We start from the raw sequence: 19,360 nt of genomic DNA, 5'->3' as shown, positions 1-19,360 counted from the left end.
GCGTATAATCGTCGGCAGCGTCAGATGTGTATAAGAGACAGGACAGCTGCTCCATGGTCGCCACGACCGTCCCGTCGTCAGCCCGCCGGATCTCCAGCAGGCTCAGCAGCCGCTTGTCGTCGGCGTCGAGCAGCCGCAGGGCTACTTGCAGAGGCGTCCCGACGCGCAGCTCCCGCCGGTAATGCACCGCCACGTCGACCACGAACAGACCGAACCCCTCGTCCCGCGTGTAGGTCTCGCCCAGCCCCCAATGCTCCATCAGGGCGTAGCCGACCTCGTCGAACAGGGCGACGTAGCGGACCATGTTCATGTGGCCGTAAAGGTCGATCCAACTCTCGTCGACGGTGTGCACGCCGGACAGCAGGATGTCGGACGGCAAGATGTCCGGCGGCAGGGCATGGTCCTGGGTCATGGAAGTGCCTTAGAGGGGGGAGGTCTGGTCCGGCGGGAAAACGCCGCGCAGCCATTGCCGGATGGCGGAGATGACCGGTGTGTTCCAGCGGTGGACCGGGGCGATGAAGTAATAGCCGCCGATGGTCACGTTGCTATCGACCATCTCCACCAGCTCGCCGTTGGCCAGCGGTTCGGTCACCAGCAGGTCGCTGACCAGCGCTACGCCGCGCCCCAGCCGGGCCGCCTCGATCGTCAGATGCGCCTGCCACAGCCGGGGGCCGCGCAGCCGGGGAATGTCGGCGATGCCGGCCTCCTCCAGCCAGGCTTCCCACATGCCGGTGGACTGCTCGTGGATCAGCGGCAGGCCGACGAGGTCGGCGGGCGTGCGCACGTCGGGATAGCGCGCCTTGAACTCCGGGCTGGCGATGGCGAGGATGCGCGGCCGGGCGAACATTTCCGAGCGCAGCCCGTCGGCGACGGAGCCGCCGTCCTCCAGATACATGATCTCGGCGTCGGCCTCCTCCCGGCTGAAGTCGGGGCGGGTCGAGGTCGGCTGAAGGATCACCTCGCGCCCGGTCAGCGCCTCCTCCAGCTCGGGCAGGCGGGCGAGCAGGCAGCGCGACGCCAGCCCGGCGAGGCAGCAGATGTGCACCGCCTCCATCCCGCCGTTGCGCAGCTCGTTGCTGGCGTCGGCGATCAGGTCGAAGGCGCGGCGGAGCTGGGCGGCGTAGCGGATGCCCTCGCGGGTCAGGGACAGGCCGCGCCCCGACTTCGCCACCAGCTTCACCCCCACCGCCTGTTCCAGATTCTGGATGTGGCGCGACACCACCGTGTGGGACACCGCCAGCTCGTCGGCGGCGGCCCGCACCGTGCCCTGACGGGCGAAGATGTCGAAGGCGCGGAGCGCGAGAAGGGGCGGTAGGCGGCGCGCCATGCGGACCTTTGGGCTGTGGACGGAAGCCGGGGCGAGGCTGGGAGCGATCCCGGCGGCAGTGATCTCGACAGCAGTATGAAACATTTCCGCCAGCACCGCACGCGCCCCTTCGCCACCCGCCACCCGCCGCTCTCCCCCTGCGCCGCCGGCCATCACACCACCGCGTCGCGACGGAAGGCGCCGATCTCGTCGGGGCTGAAGCCCAGGTCCGCCAGGATGGCGTCGGTGTGCTCGCCCAGCCGCGGCGCCGGGCTTTCGGCGGGCAGCGGAGCCTCCGGCATGGTGATCGGCACGGCGGCGAAGCGCTTGCCCGAGCCCTCCGGCACCTCCACGACCATCTTCCGGTGGACCACCTGGGGATCGTTCAGCGCGTCCGGCACGCTGTTGATCGGGCTGGCCGGGACGTCGGCGTCCTCCATCGCGTCCAGCCAGGCGTCGCGCCCGCGGGTGAGGAAGACCTCGCGCAGCAGCGGCTCCAGTTCCGCATGGTTGGCGTTGCGGGCCGAGCCGGTGGGGAAGCGCGGGTCGGACAGCAGATGCTCCAGCCCCATGGCGCGGCACATCCGGTCCCACTGCTCGTTGGTGTCGACGCAGATGGCGATGGGCTTGTCGGCGGTGGGGAAGGCCTGGAAGGGAGCGATCAGCGGGTGGCGGCTGCCCAGCGCTCGCGGCGTCTCCCCGGCGTTCAGGAAGCGGGCGATGGCGTTCTCCATCAGGGCGAGCTGGCAATCGAGCATCGCCACGTCGATGAAGCTGCCCTCGCCGGTGCTGGTCCGCTTCTGCAGGGCGGCGAGGATGCCGACGGCGGCGAACAGGCTGGACCCGATGTCGCCGATCGACGCGCCGACCCGGCAGGGATCGCCGCCCGGCTCGCCGGTGATGCTCATCATGCCGGACATCGCCTGGGCCACCACGTCGAAACAGGGCCGGTGGCGGTAGGGGCCGTCCTGCCCGAAGCCGGAGATCGAGGCGTAGACCAGCCGCGGATTGACCGCTTTCAGATCGTTGTAGCCCAGCCCCAGCCGGTCCATCGCCCCGGCCCGGTTGTTCTCCACCAGCACGTCGCAGGTGGCGACGATTTTTTTGAAGATCTCCTTCCCCTTTTCCTCCTTCAAGTTGAGCGTCAGACTCCGCTTGTTGCGGTTGACACTGAGGAAGTAAATGCTTTCCTCCTCGCTGAAGGGGGCAATGATGCGGGTGAAATCGCCCTTGCCGGGACGCTCGATCTTGATGACCTCCGCTCCCAGCGCGCCGAGCAGCCACGTGCTGTAGGGGCCGGCCAACATGTGCGTGAGATCGACCACGCGCACGCCGGCCAGGGGGCCTTCGCGGCGTTGCGTATCGGTGTTGAGCATGCAAGATCCTTCGGATGGCCGGACGCCGCGCAGGCGGGCCGGGCGGGGCCGCGCGCCCGGCTGGAAACCGGTCCGGTCCAGGGCGGCGGCGGGAATGCGATACCCAAAGGCTTGCGCCACGGCGGTCGGAAAACAATCGCTTAGTTTGGCCCAATCCGGTGCATGGAAGGCACCGTTCCACGGATTCGCCGGGTGTGACATTGGTGCGTTCCGTGCACCGGACCGCATCGTTTTTTCTGCTTGTGACACGAACTGTGTCCGGTAGTCTTGATCTTGCCGGGAGCGGATCGGCCTGATCGAAATCTCTGCCGGCCATCGGATAGTCTTCGTGATTTCCGAGGCAAGCGATCTCTTTACTCTCATCGCCTGTCCAATGAAGCCGCTCGGCGCGCGTCGCGGCAGCGATGCGCGGCCTTCCACAACCAGGAAAGGACAACCCGCGCGTGATCGATCTTTCGGGAAAGGCGGCCATCGCCGGCGTTTTTGAATCGCCCCGCCGGGATGCGCCGCGCGTCCACCCCTTCGCCCTTCAGATGGACTGCATCCTCGGCGCGCTGGACGACGCCGGGCTGACGCTGAAGGACGTGGACGGGCTGTGCGCGGCCTCCGGCGACTGGGCCGAGGGCGGCAGCACCATGGATGTGGTCGAACTGGCCGAATACATCGGGATCGCGCCGACCTACGTGAACAGCACCGACGTCGGCGGCTGCTCCTACATCCTCCAGGCCGGGCAGGCGGCGGCGGCCATCGCCACCGGGCTGGCCGAGGTGGTGGTCATCAGCTACGCCGCCTGCCCGCGCTGGTGGCCGCTGAGCAGCCCGTCCTTCGACCCCTTCGTCTTCCCCGCCGGCCCCGGCCAGTACGAGATTCCCTACGCGCCGACGCTGATTTCGACCTACGGCCTGTTCGCCCGTCGCCATATGGACCTGTATGGCACCACGCCGGAACAGCTTGCCCAGGTGGCCGTGACCTTCCGCGAGCACGCCGCGACGAACCCCGACGCCCGACTGCGCAAGCCGATCACGGTGGACGACGTGCTGGCCTCGCCGATGATCGCCTCGCCGCTGCACCGGCTGGACTGCTGCGTGGTGACCGACGGCGGCGGCGCCGTGGTGATGACCAGCCGGGAGCGGGCGCGCGACCTGAGGAAGCCGCCGGTCCATCTGGTCGGCTACGGGGCCGCCGTGGCGCGCACCCAGAACAGCCAGATTCCCGACGACCTGACCACCCCGGCGGCGCTGTCCGGCCCGCGCGCCTTCGCCATGGCCGGGCTGACCCCCGGCGAGATCGACGTGGCGCAGATCTACGACGCCTTCACCATCACGCCGATGCTGGCGCTGGAGGATCTGGGCTTCTGCGGGCGGGGGGAGAGCGGCGCCTTCGTCGCGGATGGCAACCTGACGCTGGGCGGCAGCCTGCCGACCAACACCGACGGCGGCGGGCTGTCGTCCAACCATCCTGGCAAGCGCGGCATCTTCACCCTGATCGAGAGCGTCCGCCAGCTGCGCGGCGAGGGACCGGGCGTCCAGGTGCCCGACGCGCGCATCGCCCTGGCCCATGGGCTGGGCGGCACCTTCTGCTCCGCCGCCACCGCCATCCTTGCCCGGTAAGGTGTCCCGATGACCGCCCCAACGACCAGCATGACTATCCCGCCCGTCCAGGACGAGACCTCCGCCCCCTTCTGGGAGGCGGCGCGCGAGGGGCGCTTCCTGATCCAGCGCTGCCCCGAGACCGGGCGCTTCCAGTGGTACCCGCGCGCGCATTCCATCCACGCCCCGCACGCCCGCCCGGAATGGGTCGAGGCCAGCGGGCGCGGCGAGCTGCTGACCTATTCCGTCGTCCATCGCGGCAACCAGCGCGGCGATCCCTACGTCTGCGCCCTGATCCGGCTGGAGGAGGGCGTCACCGTCTTCTCCCGCGTCGAGGGGGTGGCGGAGGCCGATCTGCGGGCCGGCATGCCGCTCGCCGTGGCCTTCCACCAACTGGACGAGGCCACCAGCCTCCCTGTGTTCCGCCCGCGGACTCCCGACTGAGGGTGCCATAGAATGACCGCCATCCATCTCGACGACATCAAGCCGGGCGACCGGACGCGCTCCTCGCGCGTCACCGTCACCGAGGCGCACATCGTCTGGTTCGCCGGGCTGACCGGCGACTTCAACCCGCTGCACATGGACGCCGAGGCCGCCAAGGCCAACAGCTTCGGGCGGACCATCGCCCACGGCATGCTGACCCACTCGCTCAGCACCGGCCTGCGCTCCGCCATCGACGACTGGGCGATCCTCGCCTTCCTGGAGACGCGCCGCCGCTTCGTCGGCCCGGTCTTCGCCGGCGACACCGTGCATTACGAGGCGGAGGTGGCGGAGGTTCGCCCCAGCGCCTCCAAGCCGGACCGCGGCATCGTCCGCGTCGCCATCACCGTGAAGAATCAGCGCGGCGAGACCGTGCAGGATGGCGAGGACGTGCTCTCCATCGCCCGCAAGGAGACGCAGGCATGAGTGCCTCAACCACCCATCCACGCCGCCTCGCCGGCCGTGTCGCCTTCGTCACCGGCGGCGGCGGCGGCATCGGCCGCGCCGTCTGCGAGCGGCTGGCCGCGGAGGGTGCCGCGGTTGTCGTCGCCGACATCGGGGCGGGGGCCGCCGAGAGTGTCGCCGCCGCGCTGCGCGCCGAAGGGGCTCAGGCCCACGCCACCGCGCTGAACGTCGCCGACCGGGAAAGCTGGGGCGCTGCCGTGACCGGCCTGCCCGAGGCCTTTCGGGGCGTGGACATCATGGTGAACGTCGCCGGCATCGTCCGCGACCGCTCGCTGCCCAAGATGACCGACGCGGAATGGAGCGCCGTCATTGACGTGAACCTGCGCGGCACCTGGCTGGGCTGTCAGACGGCCTTCCGGCTGGTCGGCGACCGTGGCTGGGGGCGCATCGTCAACATTGCCTCCACGGCGATCCTGGGGACCTTCGGGCAGGCCAACTACTCCGCCTCCAAGGCCGGGGTGGTCGGGCTGACCCGCACCGCTGCCCTGGAAGGGGCGCGCCGCGGCATCCTGGTCAACGCCGTCGCTCCGGGGGTCGTGGAGACCGCCATCGTCGAGGGCGTGCCCGACGCGGTGCGCTCACAATGGCTGGAAAAGACGCCCATCGGGCGCCTGGGCAAGCCGGCGGAGATCGCCGCCGTCGTCGCCTTCCTGGCGTCCGACGACGCGGCCTACGTCACCGGCCAGACCATCGTCGCCGACGGCGGGGCGACCACCGGCGACTACTGATTTCCGACCACCAACGAAGAACGACGCCGAAACGGCGGTACCGCAACAACAAGACAGGGATTGGCAACATGATGGAATTCTCGCGCCGCCGCCTTCTCCAGACCGGCGGACTCGTCGGCACCGCCCTGGTGACCGGCGGGCTGGCCGGCACCGCCTTCTCGCGCATCGCGTCGGCGGCGGACGACCCGCTCTACGCCGCCGCCAAGAAGGAAGGCGCCCTGACCCTCTACTGGGGCTCCTACGAGCAGCAGACGATGGAGGCGATCCGCGACGCCTTCAAGGCCAAGTATCCGGGCATCGAGGTCAACCTGCTCCGCCAGGCCTCGCAGACCGTCTACACCCGCCTGCGCATGGAGCTGCAGAGCGGCGTCCACGAGTGCGACTCGCTGGGCACCACCAACATGCTGCACTACACCGAGCTGAAGAAGATCGGCGCGCTGGCGCCCTTCGAGCCGGTGGATGGCGTGCACATCCCGGACGCCTTCCGCACCCTCGACCCCGACAAGATGTTCCATGTCGGCGCCATCAGCCTGACCAGCATCAACTACGCGCCGGGCAAGGTCCAGACCCCGCCGCAGAGCTGGCAGGCGCTGCTGGAGGACCAGTGGCAGGGCAAGATCACCACGGGCAGCCCGGCCTTCTCCGGCGACGTGGCGAACTGGGTGGTCGCCATCCGCCGCAAGTACGGCGACGACTTCCTGCGCGCCTTCGGCAAGCAGAAGCCGAAGGTCGGCCAGTCCAACGTCGACACCGTGACCGACATCCTGGCCGGTGAGCGCGTCGTCGGCTCCGGCGCCCCCTTCAGCTACACGCTGACCCAGAAGGCCGCCGGCAACCCCATCGACGTGGTGGCGCCGTCCGACGACGCCATTCTGAACCTGGGCGTCACCGGCATCCTGGCGAAGGCCCCGCACCCGAACGCCGCCCGGCTGTTCACCAACTTCCTCTATTCCACGGAGGTGTCGATGATCCTCCAGAAGAACTACTGGCCGACGCTGCGCAAGGACGTGCCCTGGGCGGAGGGGCGGTCGCTGGACCAGTTGAAGTGGTACCGCAACACCGGCGACGACCTCGGCCCGGAGGTCGCGGAAGGCATCGCCAAGTGGAAGGAACTGGTGCGCTGATGCCGGATTCCCTCTCCCCTTGAGGAGAGGGTTAGGGTGAGGGGGTTGCACATGTCGGTACGTTCGGCAAAAGCGCAACCCCCTCACCCGCCCGCTTTGCGGGCACCCTCTCCCCGGAGGGGCGAGGGATAGTATGGACAATGGAGGCGGACCCTATGGGGGTCATTTCAACGGACAGCCCAGACAGCGCAGCCGCGGCGACCGCGCGCCCGGCGATGGCCCGCGTGCCGCTCGCCAGGACCGTGGTCTTCGGCGCCGTCGCCCTTCTTCTCTTCCTGCTGGTGGTCCTGCCCTTCGGCTGGGTTCTCAACAACAGTTTCCACGACGACCTGACCGGCGCATGGACGCTCGGCAACTACGCGCGGATATTCCAGTCGGCGGAGCTTCTGGAACCGCTGTTCAATTCGCTGGTCCTCGCCGTGGCGACTGCGGTGATCGCCGTCGGCATCGGCGTGCCGCTGGCTTGGCTGGTGTCGCGGACCGACCTGCCGTTCCGCCGCACCATCCGTGTGCTGACGCTGACCGCCTTCGTCACCCCGTCCTTCATCGGGGCGACCGGCTGGATTCTGCTGGCGGCCCCCAACTCCGGCTGGCTGAACACGCTGTGGCGCTCGCTCGCCGGGGCGGAGGCGGGGCCGCTGCTGAATATCTACTCGATGACCGGGGCGATCTTCATCTGCGGCATCTACACCGTCCCCTACAGCTTCACCATGGTGTCGAGCGCGCTCGACGAGATGGCCGTGGAGCTTGAGGACGCCGCCGCCACGCTGGGCTCCGGCACGCTGCGCACCATGCTCAGCATCACCATCCCGCTGGTCACCCCGGCGGTGATCGCCAGCTTCATCCTGTCCTTCATCCAGGGGCTGACGCTGTTCGGCGTTCCGGCCTTCCTGCTGACGCCGACCGGCATCCCGGTGGTCACGACCAAGCTTGCCGAGTTCTACCAGCTCTTCCCGCCGGAAATCTACATGGCGGCCGCCTACTGCATGCCGCTGCTGCTGGTCACCGCCATGCTGTTCTGGATGCGCCGCCGCATCCTGGGCCGCAAGCAGTTCGTCACCATCTCCGGCAAGAGCCGGGCGGGGCGGCGGATCGCGCTGGGCGCCGCCCGCTGGCCGGCCTTCGGCGCCGCCCTGCTGCTGCCGCTGGTCTCGGTGTTCCTGCCCTACGCGGCGCTGCTTCTGGTGTCGTTGACCCGCGCCTGGGGCCAGGGCCTGTCGTGGGAGAACCTGTCGCTGCACTGGTACTGGTGGGCGCTGTTCGGCAATTCGGAGACGCACACCGCCATCGTCAATTCGCTGCTGTTCTCGACCCTTGCCGCGACGCTGTGCGTGATGCTCGGCACCGTGGTCGCCTACATCGTCGAGCGGAAGATGGTGTTCGGAGCCAGCCTGTTCGGTGCGGTGGCGACCGTTCCCATCATCATCCCCGGCATCGTCATGTCGGTCGGCTTCTTCGCCGCCTACACGCGGGCGCCGCTGAACCTCTACGGCACGCCGCTGCTGCTGGTGGCGGCCTTCGCGGCGACCTTCCTGCCCATCGCCTACGCCCATGGCGGGTCGATCCTGAAGGGCATCGGGCCGGAGCTGGAACGCGCCGCCCGCAGCCTGGGCGCGGGGGAGGGGCGGACCTTCCTGTCGATCACCATCCCGCTGATGGGCGGCGGGCTGCTGTCGGGCTGGTTCCTGGTCTTCATCCCGATCATCCGGGAGCTGTCGGTGGCGGTCTTCCTGATCACCCCCAAGACCAACGTGATGACCACCCTGATCTACAACGCCAAGGACGGTGGCAATTACGAGGCCGTCTGCGCCATGAGCGTCCTTCTCCTCCTCATCACGCTGGCGCTGGTGGTCGCCGCCGGTCCCCTGACGCGCCTGACCACCGTGCGCCGCACGTCACGCAAATCCGCCCCGGCGGAAGGAGTTCTCCCCATATGAGCGGGATCCGCATCAAGAACCTCCGCAAGTCCTTCGGCACCTACACCGCCCTGCACGGCATCGACCTGCAGGTCCCCAACGGCACGCTGCTGGCTCTGCTCGGCCCGTCGGGCTGCGGCAAGTCCACGACGCTCCAACTCCTCGCCGGGTTCGAGGCGCCGACGGAGGGCGAGATCTGGGCCGACGACGTGCTGCTGTCCTCGGCGCGCGGCGTGCTGCCGCCGGAGAAGCGCGGCATCTCCCTGGTTTTCCAGAACTACGCGGTGTGGCCGCACAAGACGGTGGCGGAGAATGTGGCCTTCGGCCTCGCCATCCGCCGCCTGCCCAAGCCGGAGATCGCCGAGCGGCTGGACCGCACGCTGCGCACCGTCCGGCTTGAGGCGTTGCGCGACCGCTACCCGTCGGAACTGTCGGGCGGCCAGCAGCAGCGCGTGGCGCTGGCCCGCGCGCTGGCGGTGGAGCCACGCATCCTCCTGCTCGACGAGCCGCTGTCCAACCTCGACGCCCATCTGCGCGAGGAGATGCGGTTCGAGATCCGGCAGGTCCACGACCTGCTGGGGCTGACCACCGTCTACGTCACCCACGACCAGTCGGAGGCGCTGGTCACCGCCGACCGCATCGCCGTCATGAAGTCGGGTCATCTCCAGCAGCTTGGCTCGCCGGAGGACATCTTCGAGCGGCCGTCCAACGCCTTCGTCGCCACCTTCATCGGCGCCAACAACGAACTGGCCGGGACCAGCGAGGGCAACGGTGCCATCCGCGTCGGCAGCCATGTGTTGACCGCGCCCGACCGCAGCGGCGCGGCGCCCGGCGGGACGGTGTCGCTGTGCGTCCGGCCGTCCCAAGTCCGGCTGTTCGGTGCCGAGGAGAAAGGGCTGCCCGCCGAGGGCTGCAACGTGCTGTCCGGCACGGTCCAGCGCTCCGCCTATCTGGGCGAGTACCGCGACGTGCTGGTGGATCTGGGGGGCGGGCGGACGCTGCGCGCCTTCATTCCGCCCGCGCAGAGCTTCGCGCCGGGCAGCGTGGTGACGGCGCTTCTTCCCATCGGGTCCTGCCAGATCCTCGGGCCGGCGGCCTGATCGCAGCCTGATCCGCCAGCCCAATCCAAGAGAGTTCCGAACGATGACCATCGCCACGACCGGCGAGGCCGACGCCTTGCCCGAAATCCTGACCGAGCGGCGCGGCGCCGTCCAGTGGGTGATCTTCAACCGGCCCAAGGCGCGCAACGCCATCACCCCCTGGATGGAAGACCGGCTGATCGAAATCTGCCGGGAGGTCGACGCCGACCCGGCGGTGAAGGCCCTGGTGCTGACCGGTGCCGCCGGCGACAAGCCCGCCTTCATGGCCGGCGCCGACCTGTCCTGCCTGCAGAGCGTCAAGACGCCGGAGGACTACACGATCCTGGAGGACCGCGCGGAAACCGCAGCGATGGCGCTGGAGGCGGTGCGCGTTCCCACCATCGCCGCCCTGGCCGGCGCCTGCGTGGGGGAGGGGGCTCTGCTCGCCGCCTGCTGCGACGTGCGCATCGCCACACCGTCGGTGCGCTTCGGCTTCCCCATCGCCCGCACGGTGGGCAACTGCCTGAGCATCAAGAACCTCGCCCGGCTGGCCGCCATCCTCGGCACCGCGCGGACCAAGGAGATGATCTTCAGCGCCCGCCTGCTGACCGCCGACGAGCTGTCCGGGGCCGGCGCCCTGCGCGGCGTCGTTGCTGAGGAGGCCCTCACCGACCGCGCCCAGGAACTGGCCGAGGAACTGGCGGGCCTCGCTCCGCTGACCCTGTGGACGACGCGCGAGGCGCTGCGCCGCTGGCGCGACCATGGGCTGCCGGCGGACGGCGACGCCGACCTGCTGCGCCTCTGCTACCTGTCCGCCGACTACCAGGAGGGCATCGCGGCCTTCCTGGAGAAGCGCCGCCCGGCGTGGGTGGGGCGGTAGGGGGGCGCCAAAGCTATCGCATTTCGCCTTCATAGCCCTCTCCCCTCTGGGGGAGGGTGGCCCGCAGGGCCTCTCGCGCTGGCTGAAAGCCAGCGCCGACGGCGGCAGGCGGATGCCTCTGGCATCCGCTGAGAGCCGGTGAGGGGGATGTGCGTTTCGGTACGTCCGGCAAAAGCACAACCCCCTCACCCTAACCCTCTCCCCTGAGGGGAGAGGGGATGTCCTTGCCGCCACCCATACCCTTCACTATCCTGGCGCCGCACCACGCGCCCATGCGGGCGTTCCGCCGCCATGGGACCTGCCTGTCATGCCGACCTCGCCCGACGACATTCCGAGCGGCGCTCCCGACGTTGTGGCGCTGGAGCGGCGGTTGCGGGCCGCCCCCGATGATCTCGTAGCGACGCAGGAGTTGGCCGGGCGGCTGTTCCAGGCCGGCCGCGCGGCCGAATCCGAGCCTCACGCCCGCAACGCGGTCCGGCTGGCGCCGGAGGACGCGCGCTCCCACACGCTGATGGCGCTGGTGCTGGCCGACACCCACCGGCCCCAGGCCGCCGAGTTCCATTACCGCCGGGCGTTGGCCCTGGCGCCGCCGGACGCCGCAATGGTCGCCAACCTCGCCTGGAGCCTGACCCGGCAGGGCCGGCTGGAGGAGGCACGACGGACCTACCGCCGGGCCGCGGCGCTGCAACCGTCCATCGCCCTGACCTGGCACGGCTGGGCACAGACCGAGGACGCCGCCCGCGATCTCCCCGCCGCGCAACGGCTGGTGGACCGCGCCCGGCAACTCGACCCCGGCCATCGCGGCGCCGACACCTTCGCGGCGGCCCTGCTGGCCCGGCAAGGGGAGGGAGAGCGGGCGCTCGCCCTCCTGGACGCCTCGGCCGTACGCCATGGCGGCCCCGACCCCGACGCGCTGCTGGAGACGGGGCGCATCCTCGACCGGCTAGGCCGCCATGACGAGGCCTTCGCCGCCTGCACCGCCGGCAAGGCCCTGCTGCGGCAGGCCGGTCGCCGCTACGGCGAAGAGGAGGCGGTGGACCTTATCGCGCGCCTCGCCACCTTCTTCGTGGCGCCGCGCCTGCGCCTGATGCCGCGGCCCGCCACGCCCGCCGCCACACCGGCCGCTGGGCCGCAGCCGGTCTTCATTGTCGGCGCCCCGCGTTCCGGCACCACTCTGGTCGAGCAGATCCTGTCCAGCCATCCGGCCATCGCCGCGGGGGACGAACTGCCCTCGCTCGGCGCGGTGGTCCGGGCGCTGCCGCAAACGCTGGGCAGCCCGCTCGGCTATCCGGAAGCGCTGTCGGAGCTGTGGATGGGCGACCAGCGCGACGGGCTGGAGCGCTTGCGCGACGCCTATCTGCGCCACGCCCGCAAGCTGGTTCCAGCCAAGCCGGGCCACACGCTGTTCACCGACAAGATGCCCTTCAACGAGACGCATCTCGGCCTGATCGCGCTAATGTTTCCCTCGGCGCCGGTGGTGCATGTGCTGCGCCACCCGCTGGACGTCGTGCTGTCGATGATGGGCACCAACCTCACCCACGGCTTTCATTGCGCCAACGATGTGGAGACCGCCGCCCGTCACGTCCTTCTGGTGTTCGATCTGGTGGAGCATTACCGGCGGGAGATGCCGCTGCGCTACCTGCCGCTGCGCTACGAGGATCTGGTGCGGGAGCCGGAGCCGGCGGTGCGGCGCCTGCTGGGCTTCCTCGGGCTGGGCTTCGACCGACGCTGCCTGCGCTTCGAAGAGAACCGGCGCCACGCCCGCACGCCCAGCCACGCCCAGGTCGCGGAGAAGCTCTACAGCCGCTCCATCGACCGTCACCGCGCCTACAGGACCCATCTGAAGCCGGCGATCCCGATCCTGGAGCCGGTCATTCTCGGCCTGGGCTACAGCCTGTAGCCGCCGCCATGCCGCCTGTCATGCCGAGGACGCCGTCCGACAGTGACCTGTGCGAACTCCACCGCCGCGCGGGCCGGCTGGACGAAGCCGCCGCCCATGGCCGCCGCGCCGTCGCGCTCGACCCCGGTGACGCGGCCTGTTGGTACAATCTCGGGGTGGTGCTTTACGACCGGCTGGAGGTCGCGGCGTCGATCTCCTGCGAGCGCCGCGCCGTCCGTCTCCGCCCGGACTGGCCGGGGCCGCATTTCGAGCTGGCCGAGGGGCTGCTGCTTTCCGGGCAATGGGACGAGGGGTGGCGCGAATACGAATGGCGCTGGCGCCTTCGCGGCGTGCCGCCGCTGGTCCCGCCGTCGCTCCTGACGCGCGGCGGCTCGCCCGCCCCGCGGCCCTGGGACGGGCGCCCATTGCCCAAGGGCACCCTGTTGCTGGTCGCCGACCAGGGCTTCGGCGACACCATCCAGTTCGCCCGCTACCTGCCGATGGCGGCGGCGCTCTGCCCGACGCTCGTGGTGGCGTGCAGCCCGGAGATTCGGCCGGTGATCCGCGCGCTTCCCGGCGGACACCGGATCGTCACCGATTGGGAGGAGGCGCCGCCCTTCGACGCCTACGCCGCGCTGTCGGGCCTGCCGGGGCTGTTCGGTACGAGGATCGACACCGTCCCGCCGCCGCTCCCCGGCCTGCGGACCGAGCCGGAGCGGGGGCAGAGCTGGGCGGAGCGTCTGGACGGGCTGCTCCCCCGCGGCTACCGCCGCGTCGGGCTGGTCTGGGCGGGGCGCCCGACCCACGGCAACGACCGCAACCGCTCCCTGCCTCTCGCGCGGCTCGCGCCGTTCTTCGCGCTGGAGAAGACCGCGCTGGTGTCGCTCCAGAAGGGGCCGGCGCAGGCTGAGGCCGCCCGCTACTACGGGATGGCACCGCTGGTCGATGTGGGGCCGGAGCTGGAGAGTTTCGCCGACACCATGGCGGTGCTGGAGCAACTCGACCATGTGGTCTGCGTGGACACGGCGGTCGCCCATCTGGCCGGGGCGATGGGGCGTCCGACCGCGGTTCTGCTGCCCTACGCGCCAGATTGGCGCTGGCTGCTCGGCCGTGGCGGCACGCCCTGGTATCCCACCGTCACGCTGCACCGGCAGCCGGCGCCCGGACGGTGGGACGAGGCCATTCAGGCCGCCGTCGCCGCGGTGACCGGACGCGAACTCAGGGCTTCAGGGCGGCCAAGCCGTCGGTGATTCCCTTGGTGGAGAGCGGAAAGGCCACCGCCTGGGTCCCGCCATAGGGGCGGACGGCGATCTGCGCGCCCTTGGAGCGGCGCAGCGCGGTCAACGTCGCCTCGTCCATCGGGGCGTTGGCGAGGCAGCCGTCCTGGATGCATTGCTGATAGGTCAGCGCCAGCGGCTTGCCGTCATCGATGGTCAGGGCCGCCCCGGCGCGCAGGTCGACGCCCAGCGGCAGGATCACCACCATCACCCCCTTGCCGTCCGGGGCGAAGTAGCCGAGCGACGCCTTGAGGATGCGGGTCGCCTGCTTGGCCTCCTTGTTCTCCATGACGCGGGTCTGCGAGATGAAGCAGCGCGGCTTGCCGTCGGGGGGCGTTTCGCATTCGGTCTGCCAGTCGCCGAAGGTCTTGCCCGGCTCCACGGCCCCGGCGGGCGCCCCGCCTGCGAGGAGGAGGGGGAGCGCCGCCAGCGCCCCCGTGATGATGGCCTTGCGCATCGCCGTCATGCTCCTCACAGCTTCCATTTCAGGCCGGCGGTCGCCGACACCGTGTTCTCGCGGGCGCGGATCGCGTCCTGAACGCCGATGGTGGCGGTCAGCCGGTCGTCCAGAGCCACGCCCAGCCCGGCGCCGATCACCAGGGCGTCGCGGCCCGGCTTGCTGGCGTCGGCGGTGAAGGCCACTCCGCCCAGACGGTTGGTGGTGGAGGCCGTGGCGTCGGCGAAGTCATGCTCCCACGCCAGGGCGGCGTTGGGCATCAGGCGCCAGCCGCCGACCGTCACGCTGGTGCCGGCGCGCACGCCGACCGCGCTGCGCAGGCTGGTCCAGCCCGCCGCCTCGACGTCCAGCGCCACGCCGCCGCCGGACTCGCGGAACGCCTCGCGGGTGATGCGGTCGAAGCGCAGGCCGGCGCGCGGCTCGATCCACGCGCTGTCCGATCCGGCGAAGGCCATGCGGTGCCCGGCGGCGATCTCGGCGGAGAAATCATGACCGTCTGCGCTGCCGCTGGCGCCCTGGCCCAGCGTGCCGAAGGCGATGCCGCGCGAGGCGTCGTAGTTGGCGTAGCCGTAGCCGATGGCGCCCTCGACAAAGGGGCTGTCCGCCGTGCCGCGCAGGCTCCAGGAACCGTAGAGCGTCGCTTGGTAGCTGTCCACGTCGGCCTTGCCCAGCCCGTCGCGCGAGGTGACGCGGTTGCGCAGGTAGCCCAGCGCCACGCCGCCGCTCACGCCGTTCTCGTAGCTGTGGTCGGCGCCGAGCAGGAAGCCGCCGATCCGCTCGGTGGTGCCGGCGGCGTTGCCATCCGAGCCGGTCCGGCTGTAGGCCGCCAGCGGCTGGCCCCACACGCCGCCCGAGCCACGGGTTTCGCCCGTCTCGCCGACGGCGCGCGTGCCGTTGCCACCACCGGCCAGCCGGACGCCGGAGGATGCGGCCTCACCGCCGCGCAGCGCCGACAGGCGGCTTTCCACCGCGCTGCCGAACAGGCGGCGGTTGGTCCGGTCGGCGGCCAGCGTGTCGGCGTGCAGCTTGCCCGAGAGCTGGTCGAGCGCCCCGGCGATGCCGCTGCCCGGCAGGCCGTAGAGGCCGCTGAACAGCGGGGCGGCGACGCCCTCCAGCTGCGCCCCGGCGGCCGGGCGCAGCGCGTCCACCGCCGCGCCGGCGGCCTGCTGGTTGCGGGTGTCGCCGCGGACCGCGTAGTTGGTCGGCGTGACCACAAGCCGGACGGAATTGGCGCCGTACAGCGTGTCGAAGCGGGTGCCGGCCGGCAGGCCCGCCGCCGGCTGCGTCACCGCGGCGAAGCTGCCCGAGACGCCGCCGTCCGCCTGGACGATGGTGAAGCTCTGCCCCAGCGTGGCGGTGTAGGCGTTGGTCGCGTCGCCGCTGATGCCGCGCAGCACCGGAGCCAGCGTGCCGCCGGCGGTGAAGGACGCGGTCTCGACGCGGATCTGATCGTGGCGGCCGGCGCCGTTGCCGGCGGTCGGGCCGTCGATCTCGGCGCGCAGCACGCTGGTGCCGGTCAGCGTGACGGCGGACTGGAAGGTCAGCACGCCGGGGGAGTTGCCGGGCGACAGGGTGCCGGACAGCACCGCCGGCCCGACGACCACGCCGTGCCCGCCGAATGTCGACCCGGCGCCGGTGGTGAGCGACCCGGCGACGACCCCGTCCACCGTGGCCGCGGCACCGCTGCCCAGCGTGACCGCCCCGGTGGTGCCGGTGGCGGTCACGGTGACGGCGCCGTCGCCGACGGTGACCGGGGCCATGACGGCGCCGGACAGGGTGGCGGTGCCGCCGGAGGTGACGGTGACCGCCCCGTTGACCGCCCCGTTGGCGGCGACGGTCAGGGTGCCGCCCTGCACCGCCAGCGTGCCGCCGACGCCGCCGCCCTCGACCACGGTCATGGCGCCGCCGCGGGCCACGGTCACCGGCACGGCCACCACGCCGCCGACCGTGGCGCTGCCGCCGTTGTTCAGGGCGAGCGTGCCGCCCGCCACCACGCCGCCCTTGGCGACGGTCAGGGCCGCACCGTCCCCGACCGACAGGCCGCCGGCGTTGGCGAGCTGGCCGGAGACGACCACCGCACCGGGGCCTGACGCGGCCAGCGCACCGCTGCCGCCGACGGAGCCCGCCAGGGTGACGGTGCTGCCGTCCGGTGTGATGGTGCCGCCGCGGCTGGTCACGGTGACCGACTGACCGACCGTCAGCGGCGATGCCGGGCGCAGCGTGCCGCCGTCGAAGGTGACCGTGCCGCCCTGGACCGCGCCGTCGCTGTTGGTAAAGCTCGGGCGGCTGGTGTCGATCACGCCGGTCGCCGGAGGCGTAGGGGTGGGCGTCGGAGTGGGTTCGGGGTTCGGAGTCGGATCAGGATTTGGATTGGGGGTTGGATCTGGATTGGGATTCGGATTGGGGTTCGGTTCCGGTTCGGGGTCCGGCTGGGGGACCACCTTGGTCAGGGTGAGCTGAATCCGGTTGTTCGCCGTGTCCAGGGTGGCCGTCGGGGTCAGCGTCGTGTCGCTGTTGGTGACGGAGGTGAAGCCGCCGGACACCCCGCCCGCCGCGGTCAGGATGGTGTAGGTCGTGCTGTCGCCGTAGCCGCCGCCGGCGGAGGTGACGGCCAGCGCGCCGCCCATGGTGGCGGTGCCGGTGACCGCCAGCTTGCTGGCGGTGCTGGAAGTCGTCCGGATCGCCAGCGTGCTTCCGCTCTGCTGCGTGTAGTTTCCGGTGACGGTCAACGTGCCGGGCGTTCCGGCGGCACCGGGGGTCAGGGTGGTGCCGGACGGGCTGGTCACGGTCCCGACGACCGTGCCCGTTCCGGCGAGCGTCGTCCCGCTGGCGAGCTGGAGCGCGGTGGTGAGGGAGCCGTCGACGCGCAGCGTTCCAGCCTGGACGTCCGTCGTCGTGGCCGAACTCGCGCCGCCCAGGGTCCACTCGGTTCCGGTGAGGGTCAGGGTGGTGGCCCCGGAGATCGGGCCGGACAGGGAGCCGCTTCCCTCCAGGATCAGGTTCTGGGTGCCGCCGTCGTTCGACAGTCCGCCGAGAACGACGCTGCCGTCCTTCAGGGTGATGGAGCTGGTGCTTCCCGAGGCGTAAGTGCGGATCGCCTTGTGCCCGGAACCGGCGACGATGGTCCCGTGGTTGACGATGGTCGAGGCGCCGACGATGGAAACCGCGTCTGAGGCGCCGATGATCGTTCCGTAATTGGTAAGCGTGCTCGCCGTCGAGAAATTCTGGACCTTGATCGCCGGATACTGGGTCTGGAATGCCTGCTGCGCCGGCAGCAGGCTTTGGATCAGCGCGGTCCCGTTCGTGGGAGAGCCGTTCGTGATGTCGGCCGCATGGGCGATCTCGATGGCGGACCAGTTGCCAATCACCGTCCCGGTGTTCTGGATGACCGATTTCGACCCATTCGAATTGTTGATCAGGATGCCGACGTAGGCATTTTTCGCGCTGATCAGGCCGGAATTGATGACGGTGCCGTAATTCTGCGCGTAGACACCATCGGCTTGGTTGTAATTCGCTTCGAGCGAGATCTTGATCGTACCCTGGTTGGTCAGGGTCCAGCCGCCGTTCGCATTGATCCAGACGCCGGTGCTCAGATCGTTCGGGTCCGTTCCGGTGCCGCTGTCAACCACGCCACCGGTGCTGGTGATGAGGATGTTGCTTCCGCTCGGATAGTAGGACTGGTTCGTGATGGTCGACAGCGTCTCGATCGGCGCTGCGCTCGCGGCGAGCGACACGCCGAGCGCGATGGGGGCAGCGACCATCGCCGGAAGGCGCCCACCCAACATCAGGCTTTGGCGGATGGTGTCGAGCGAGGGCGACGGAGACGGCATGGGCGACTCACCTTGCATGCGGGGCATAAGCGTTACGACCAATGGTTTACACCATCCAATCATAACGGGAGCGCCGTATGGTCGCCAAGATAAAAGATACAAATGTATAAAAATTTGAGGTTTAATATTTATCTAATCTTGTAAATTGCGCAACAAAGAAGGACTGAATATATGGATGATTGTGAAGTCGAGGATAAAAGGTGCTTTGTTCGTTATGGAGATGCGCAGGTTTAGCCAAGATATGCGGAATGTCGGCATGTTCTCGATTAACGATTTCAAGAATGGGCTGATTTGAAAATGCAGAAAATTGTCAAAAGCCTTATTCACATCGGACCGCAGCCCCGCTTGCGCCGTGTCGATGTGGCAAATTCCCACGTTGGAGGTTAATAGGCGGAGCGGCACCGGCCCGGCGGTCGGTGCAGACTGCCGGGCCGGACACGATCACACAAGCCGGGCGTTCAAGGTGATCTCCGTTCCGGTCAGCGCCTTGGACACCGGGCAGTTCTTCTTCGCACCCTCGGCCTGCTGCCGGAAGGTCTCGGCGTCGATGCCGGGAATCTCGGCCTCGCAGTCCAGTTCGATCTTCGTGATGGCGAAGCCCTCGCCGGCCTTGTCGAGATGGACGCGGGCGGTGGTGTGCACGCGCGTCGGCGTGTGCCCGGCCTTCGACAGGCCGGCGGACAGCGCCATGGAGAAGCAGCCGGCGTGGGCGGCGGCGATCAGTTCCTCCGGGTTGGTGCCGGTGCCGTTCTCGAAGCGCGACGGGAAGGAGTAGGCGCCTTCGAACGCGCCGCTGCCCAGCCGCATCGTGCCCGCCCCCTGGGCGAGGTTGCCGCGCCATTCCGCATCCGATTGCCGCACAGCCATGGTGATCTCCCGATCCTGTGATTGTTGGATGAACCGCCGCTCAAGTTAGAGCCGACCGGAGGAACGGCAATCGCCACAGGAGTTAAGCAAGAGGAGCGTTTGGCATC

16 protein-coding genes are annotated in these 19,360 nt (G+C 69.9%); 10 read left to right on the top strand and 6 right to left on the bottom strand.

Annotated elements, in window-relative coordinates; all coding sequences use genetic code 11:
• The 3 genes from Q4I23_RS09835 to Q4I23_RS09825 form a co-directional block, all read right to left on the bottom strand.
• Positions 1-412, bottom strand: a 412-nt coding sequence (locus Q4I23_RS09835; protein ID WP_498526110.1) for an acyl-CoA thioesterase, incomplete at its 3' end; no start/stop codon positions are given.
• Positions 413-421: 9 nt separating this feature from the next.
• A complete protein-coding gene (locus Q4I23_RS09830; protein ID WP_498526109.1) occupies positions 422-1,450 on the bottom strand; it encodes a LysR substrate-binding domain-containing protein in 1,029 nt (342 codons plus the stop codon).
• Between the two features lie 29 nt (positions 1,451-1,479).
• Complete coding sequence (locus tag Q4I23_RS09825; RefSeq protein ID WP_149163664.1) at positions 1,480-2,682, bottom strand: CaiB/BaiF CoA transferase family protein; 1,203 nt, start codon at positions 2,680-2,682, stop codon at positions 1,480-1,482.
• Between the two features lie 443 nt (positions 2,683-3,125).
• On the opposite strand from Q4I23_RS09825, the gene Q4I23_RS09820 reads away from it, so the two are divergent.
• The 10 genes from Q4I23_RS09820 (at position 3,126) to Q4I23_RS09775 (ending at position 14,072) form a co-directional block, all read left to right on the top strand.
• The gene (locus Q4I23_RS09820) at positions 3,126-4,292 is read left to right on the top strand and encodes a thiolase C-terminal domain-containing protein (protein ID WP_498526108.1); all 1,167 of its coding nucleotides are present in this window, start codon (positions 3,126-3,128) and stop codon (positions 4,290-4,292) included.
• Between the two features lie 9 nt (positions 4,293-4,301).
• A complete protein-coding gene (locus Q4I23_RS09815) occupies positions 4,302-4,715 on the top strand; it encodes a Zn-ribbon domain-containing OB-fold protein (RefSeq protein ID WP_498526107.1) in 414 nt (137 codons plus the stop codon).
• A gap of 12 nt (positions 4,716-4,727) precedes the next feature.
• Positions 4,728-5,177, top strand: coding sequence for a MaoC family dehydratase (locus Q4I23_RS09810; RefSeq protein ID WP_498526106.1), 450 nt, complete (start codon positions 4,728-4,730; stop codon positions 5,175-5,177).
• Complete coding sequence (locus Q4I23_RS09805; protein ID WP_498526105.1) at positions 5,174-5,944, top strand: SDR family oxidoreductase; 771 nt, start codon at positions 5,174-5,176, stop codon at positions 5,942-5,944. Before Q4I23_RS09810 ends, Q4I23_RS09805 begins: the two co-directional genes overlap by 4 nt.
• A gap of 68 nt (positions 5,945-6,012) precedes the next feature.
• Positions 6,013-7,068, top strand: coding sequence for an ABC transporter substrate-binding protein (locus Q4I23_RS09800; RefSeq protein ID WP_498526104.1), 1,056 nt, complete (start codon positions 6,013-6,015; stop codon positions 7,066-7,068).
• Positions 7,069-7,223: 155 nt separating this feature from the next.
• Positions 7,224-9,005, top strand: coding sequence for an ABC transporter permease (locus tag Q4I23_RS09795; protein ID WP_498526103.1), 1,782 nt, complete (start codon positions 7,224-7,226; stop codon positions 9,003-9,005).
• Positions 9,002-10,084 carry an ABC transporter ATP-binding protein gene (locus Q4I23_RS09790; protein ID WP_498526102.1) on the top strand — a complete coding sequence of 361 codons (1,083 nt, stop codon included), beginning with the start codon at positions 9,002-9,004 and terminating at the stop codon, positions 10,082-10,084. The genes Q4I23_RS09795 and Q4I23_RS09790 overlap by 4 nt, the downstream gene beginning before the upstream one ends.
• 43 nt (positions 10,085-10,127) lie before the next feature.
• Entirely contained in the window at positions 10,128-10,943 is an 816-nt protein-coding gene (locus Q4I23_RS09785; protein WP_498526101.1) for an enoyl-CoA hydratase, read from the top strand.
• Positions 10,944-11,250: 307 nt separating this feature from the next.
• Positions 11,251-12,843 carry a tetratricopeptide repeat-containing sulfotransferase family protein gene (locus Q4I23_RS09780; RefSeq protein ID WP_498526100.1) on the top strand — a complete coding sequence of 531 codons (1,593 nt, stop codon included), beginning with the start codon at positions 11,251-11,253 and terminating at the stop codon, positions 12,841-12,843.
• A gap of 20 nt (positions 12,844-12,863) precedes the next feature.
• Positions 12,864-14,072, top strand: coding sequence for a glycosyltransferase family 9 protein (locus Q4I23_RS09775; RefSeq protein WP_498526099.1), 1,209 nt, complete (start codon positions 12,864-12,866; stop codon positions 14,070-14,072).
• Here the strand turns inward: Q4I23_RS09775 and Q4I23_RS09770 are convergent.
• From Q4I23_RS09770 to Q4I23_RS09760, 3 genes are all read right to left on the bottom strand, one after another.
• Positions 14,041-14,565, bottom strand: coding sequence for an invasion associated locus B family protein (locus Q4I23_RS09770; RefSeq protein ID WP_498526098.1), 525 nt, complete (start codon positions 14,563-14,565; stop codon positions 14,041-14,043). The two genes, Q4I23_RS09775 and Q4I23_RS09770, sit on opposite strands and share 32 nt — an antisense overlap.
• A gap of 5 nt (positions 14,566-14,570) precedes the next feature.
• Positions 14,571-18,386: an autotransporter domain-containing protein gene (locus Q4I23_RS09765; RefSeq protein WP_498526097.1), complete on the bottom strand. Its 3,816-nt coding sequence runs from the start codon at positions 18,384-18,386 to the stop codon at positions 14,571-14,573.
• Positions 18,387-18,827: 441 nt separating this feature from the next.
• Positions 18,828-19,253, bottom strand: a complete 426-nt coding sequence (locus Q4I23_RS09760; protein ID WP_498526096.1) for an OsmC family protein — start codon at positions 19,251-19,253, stop codon at positions 18,828-18,830.
• Between the last annotated feature and the right edge of the window lie 107 nt (positions 19,254-19,360).

The sequence above is a fragment of the Azospirillum sp. UFLA03-27 genome (assembly GCF_059803775.1).
Note: the sequence above shows the minus strand (reverse complement) of the source record. Positions and strands in the feature narration are given on the sequence as shown.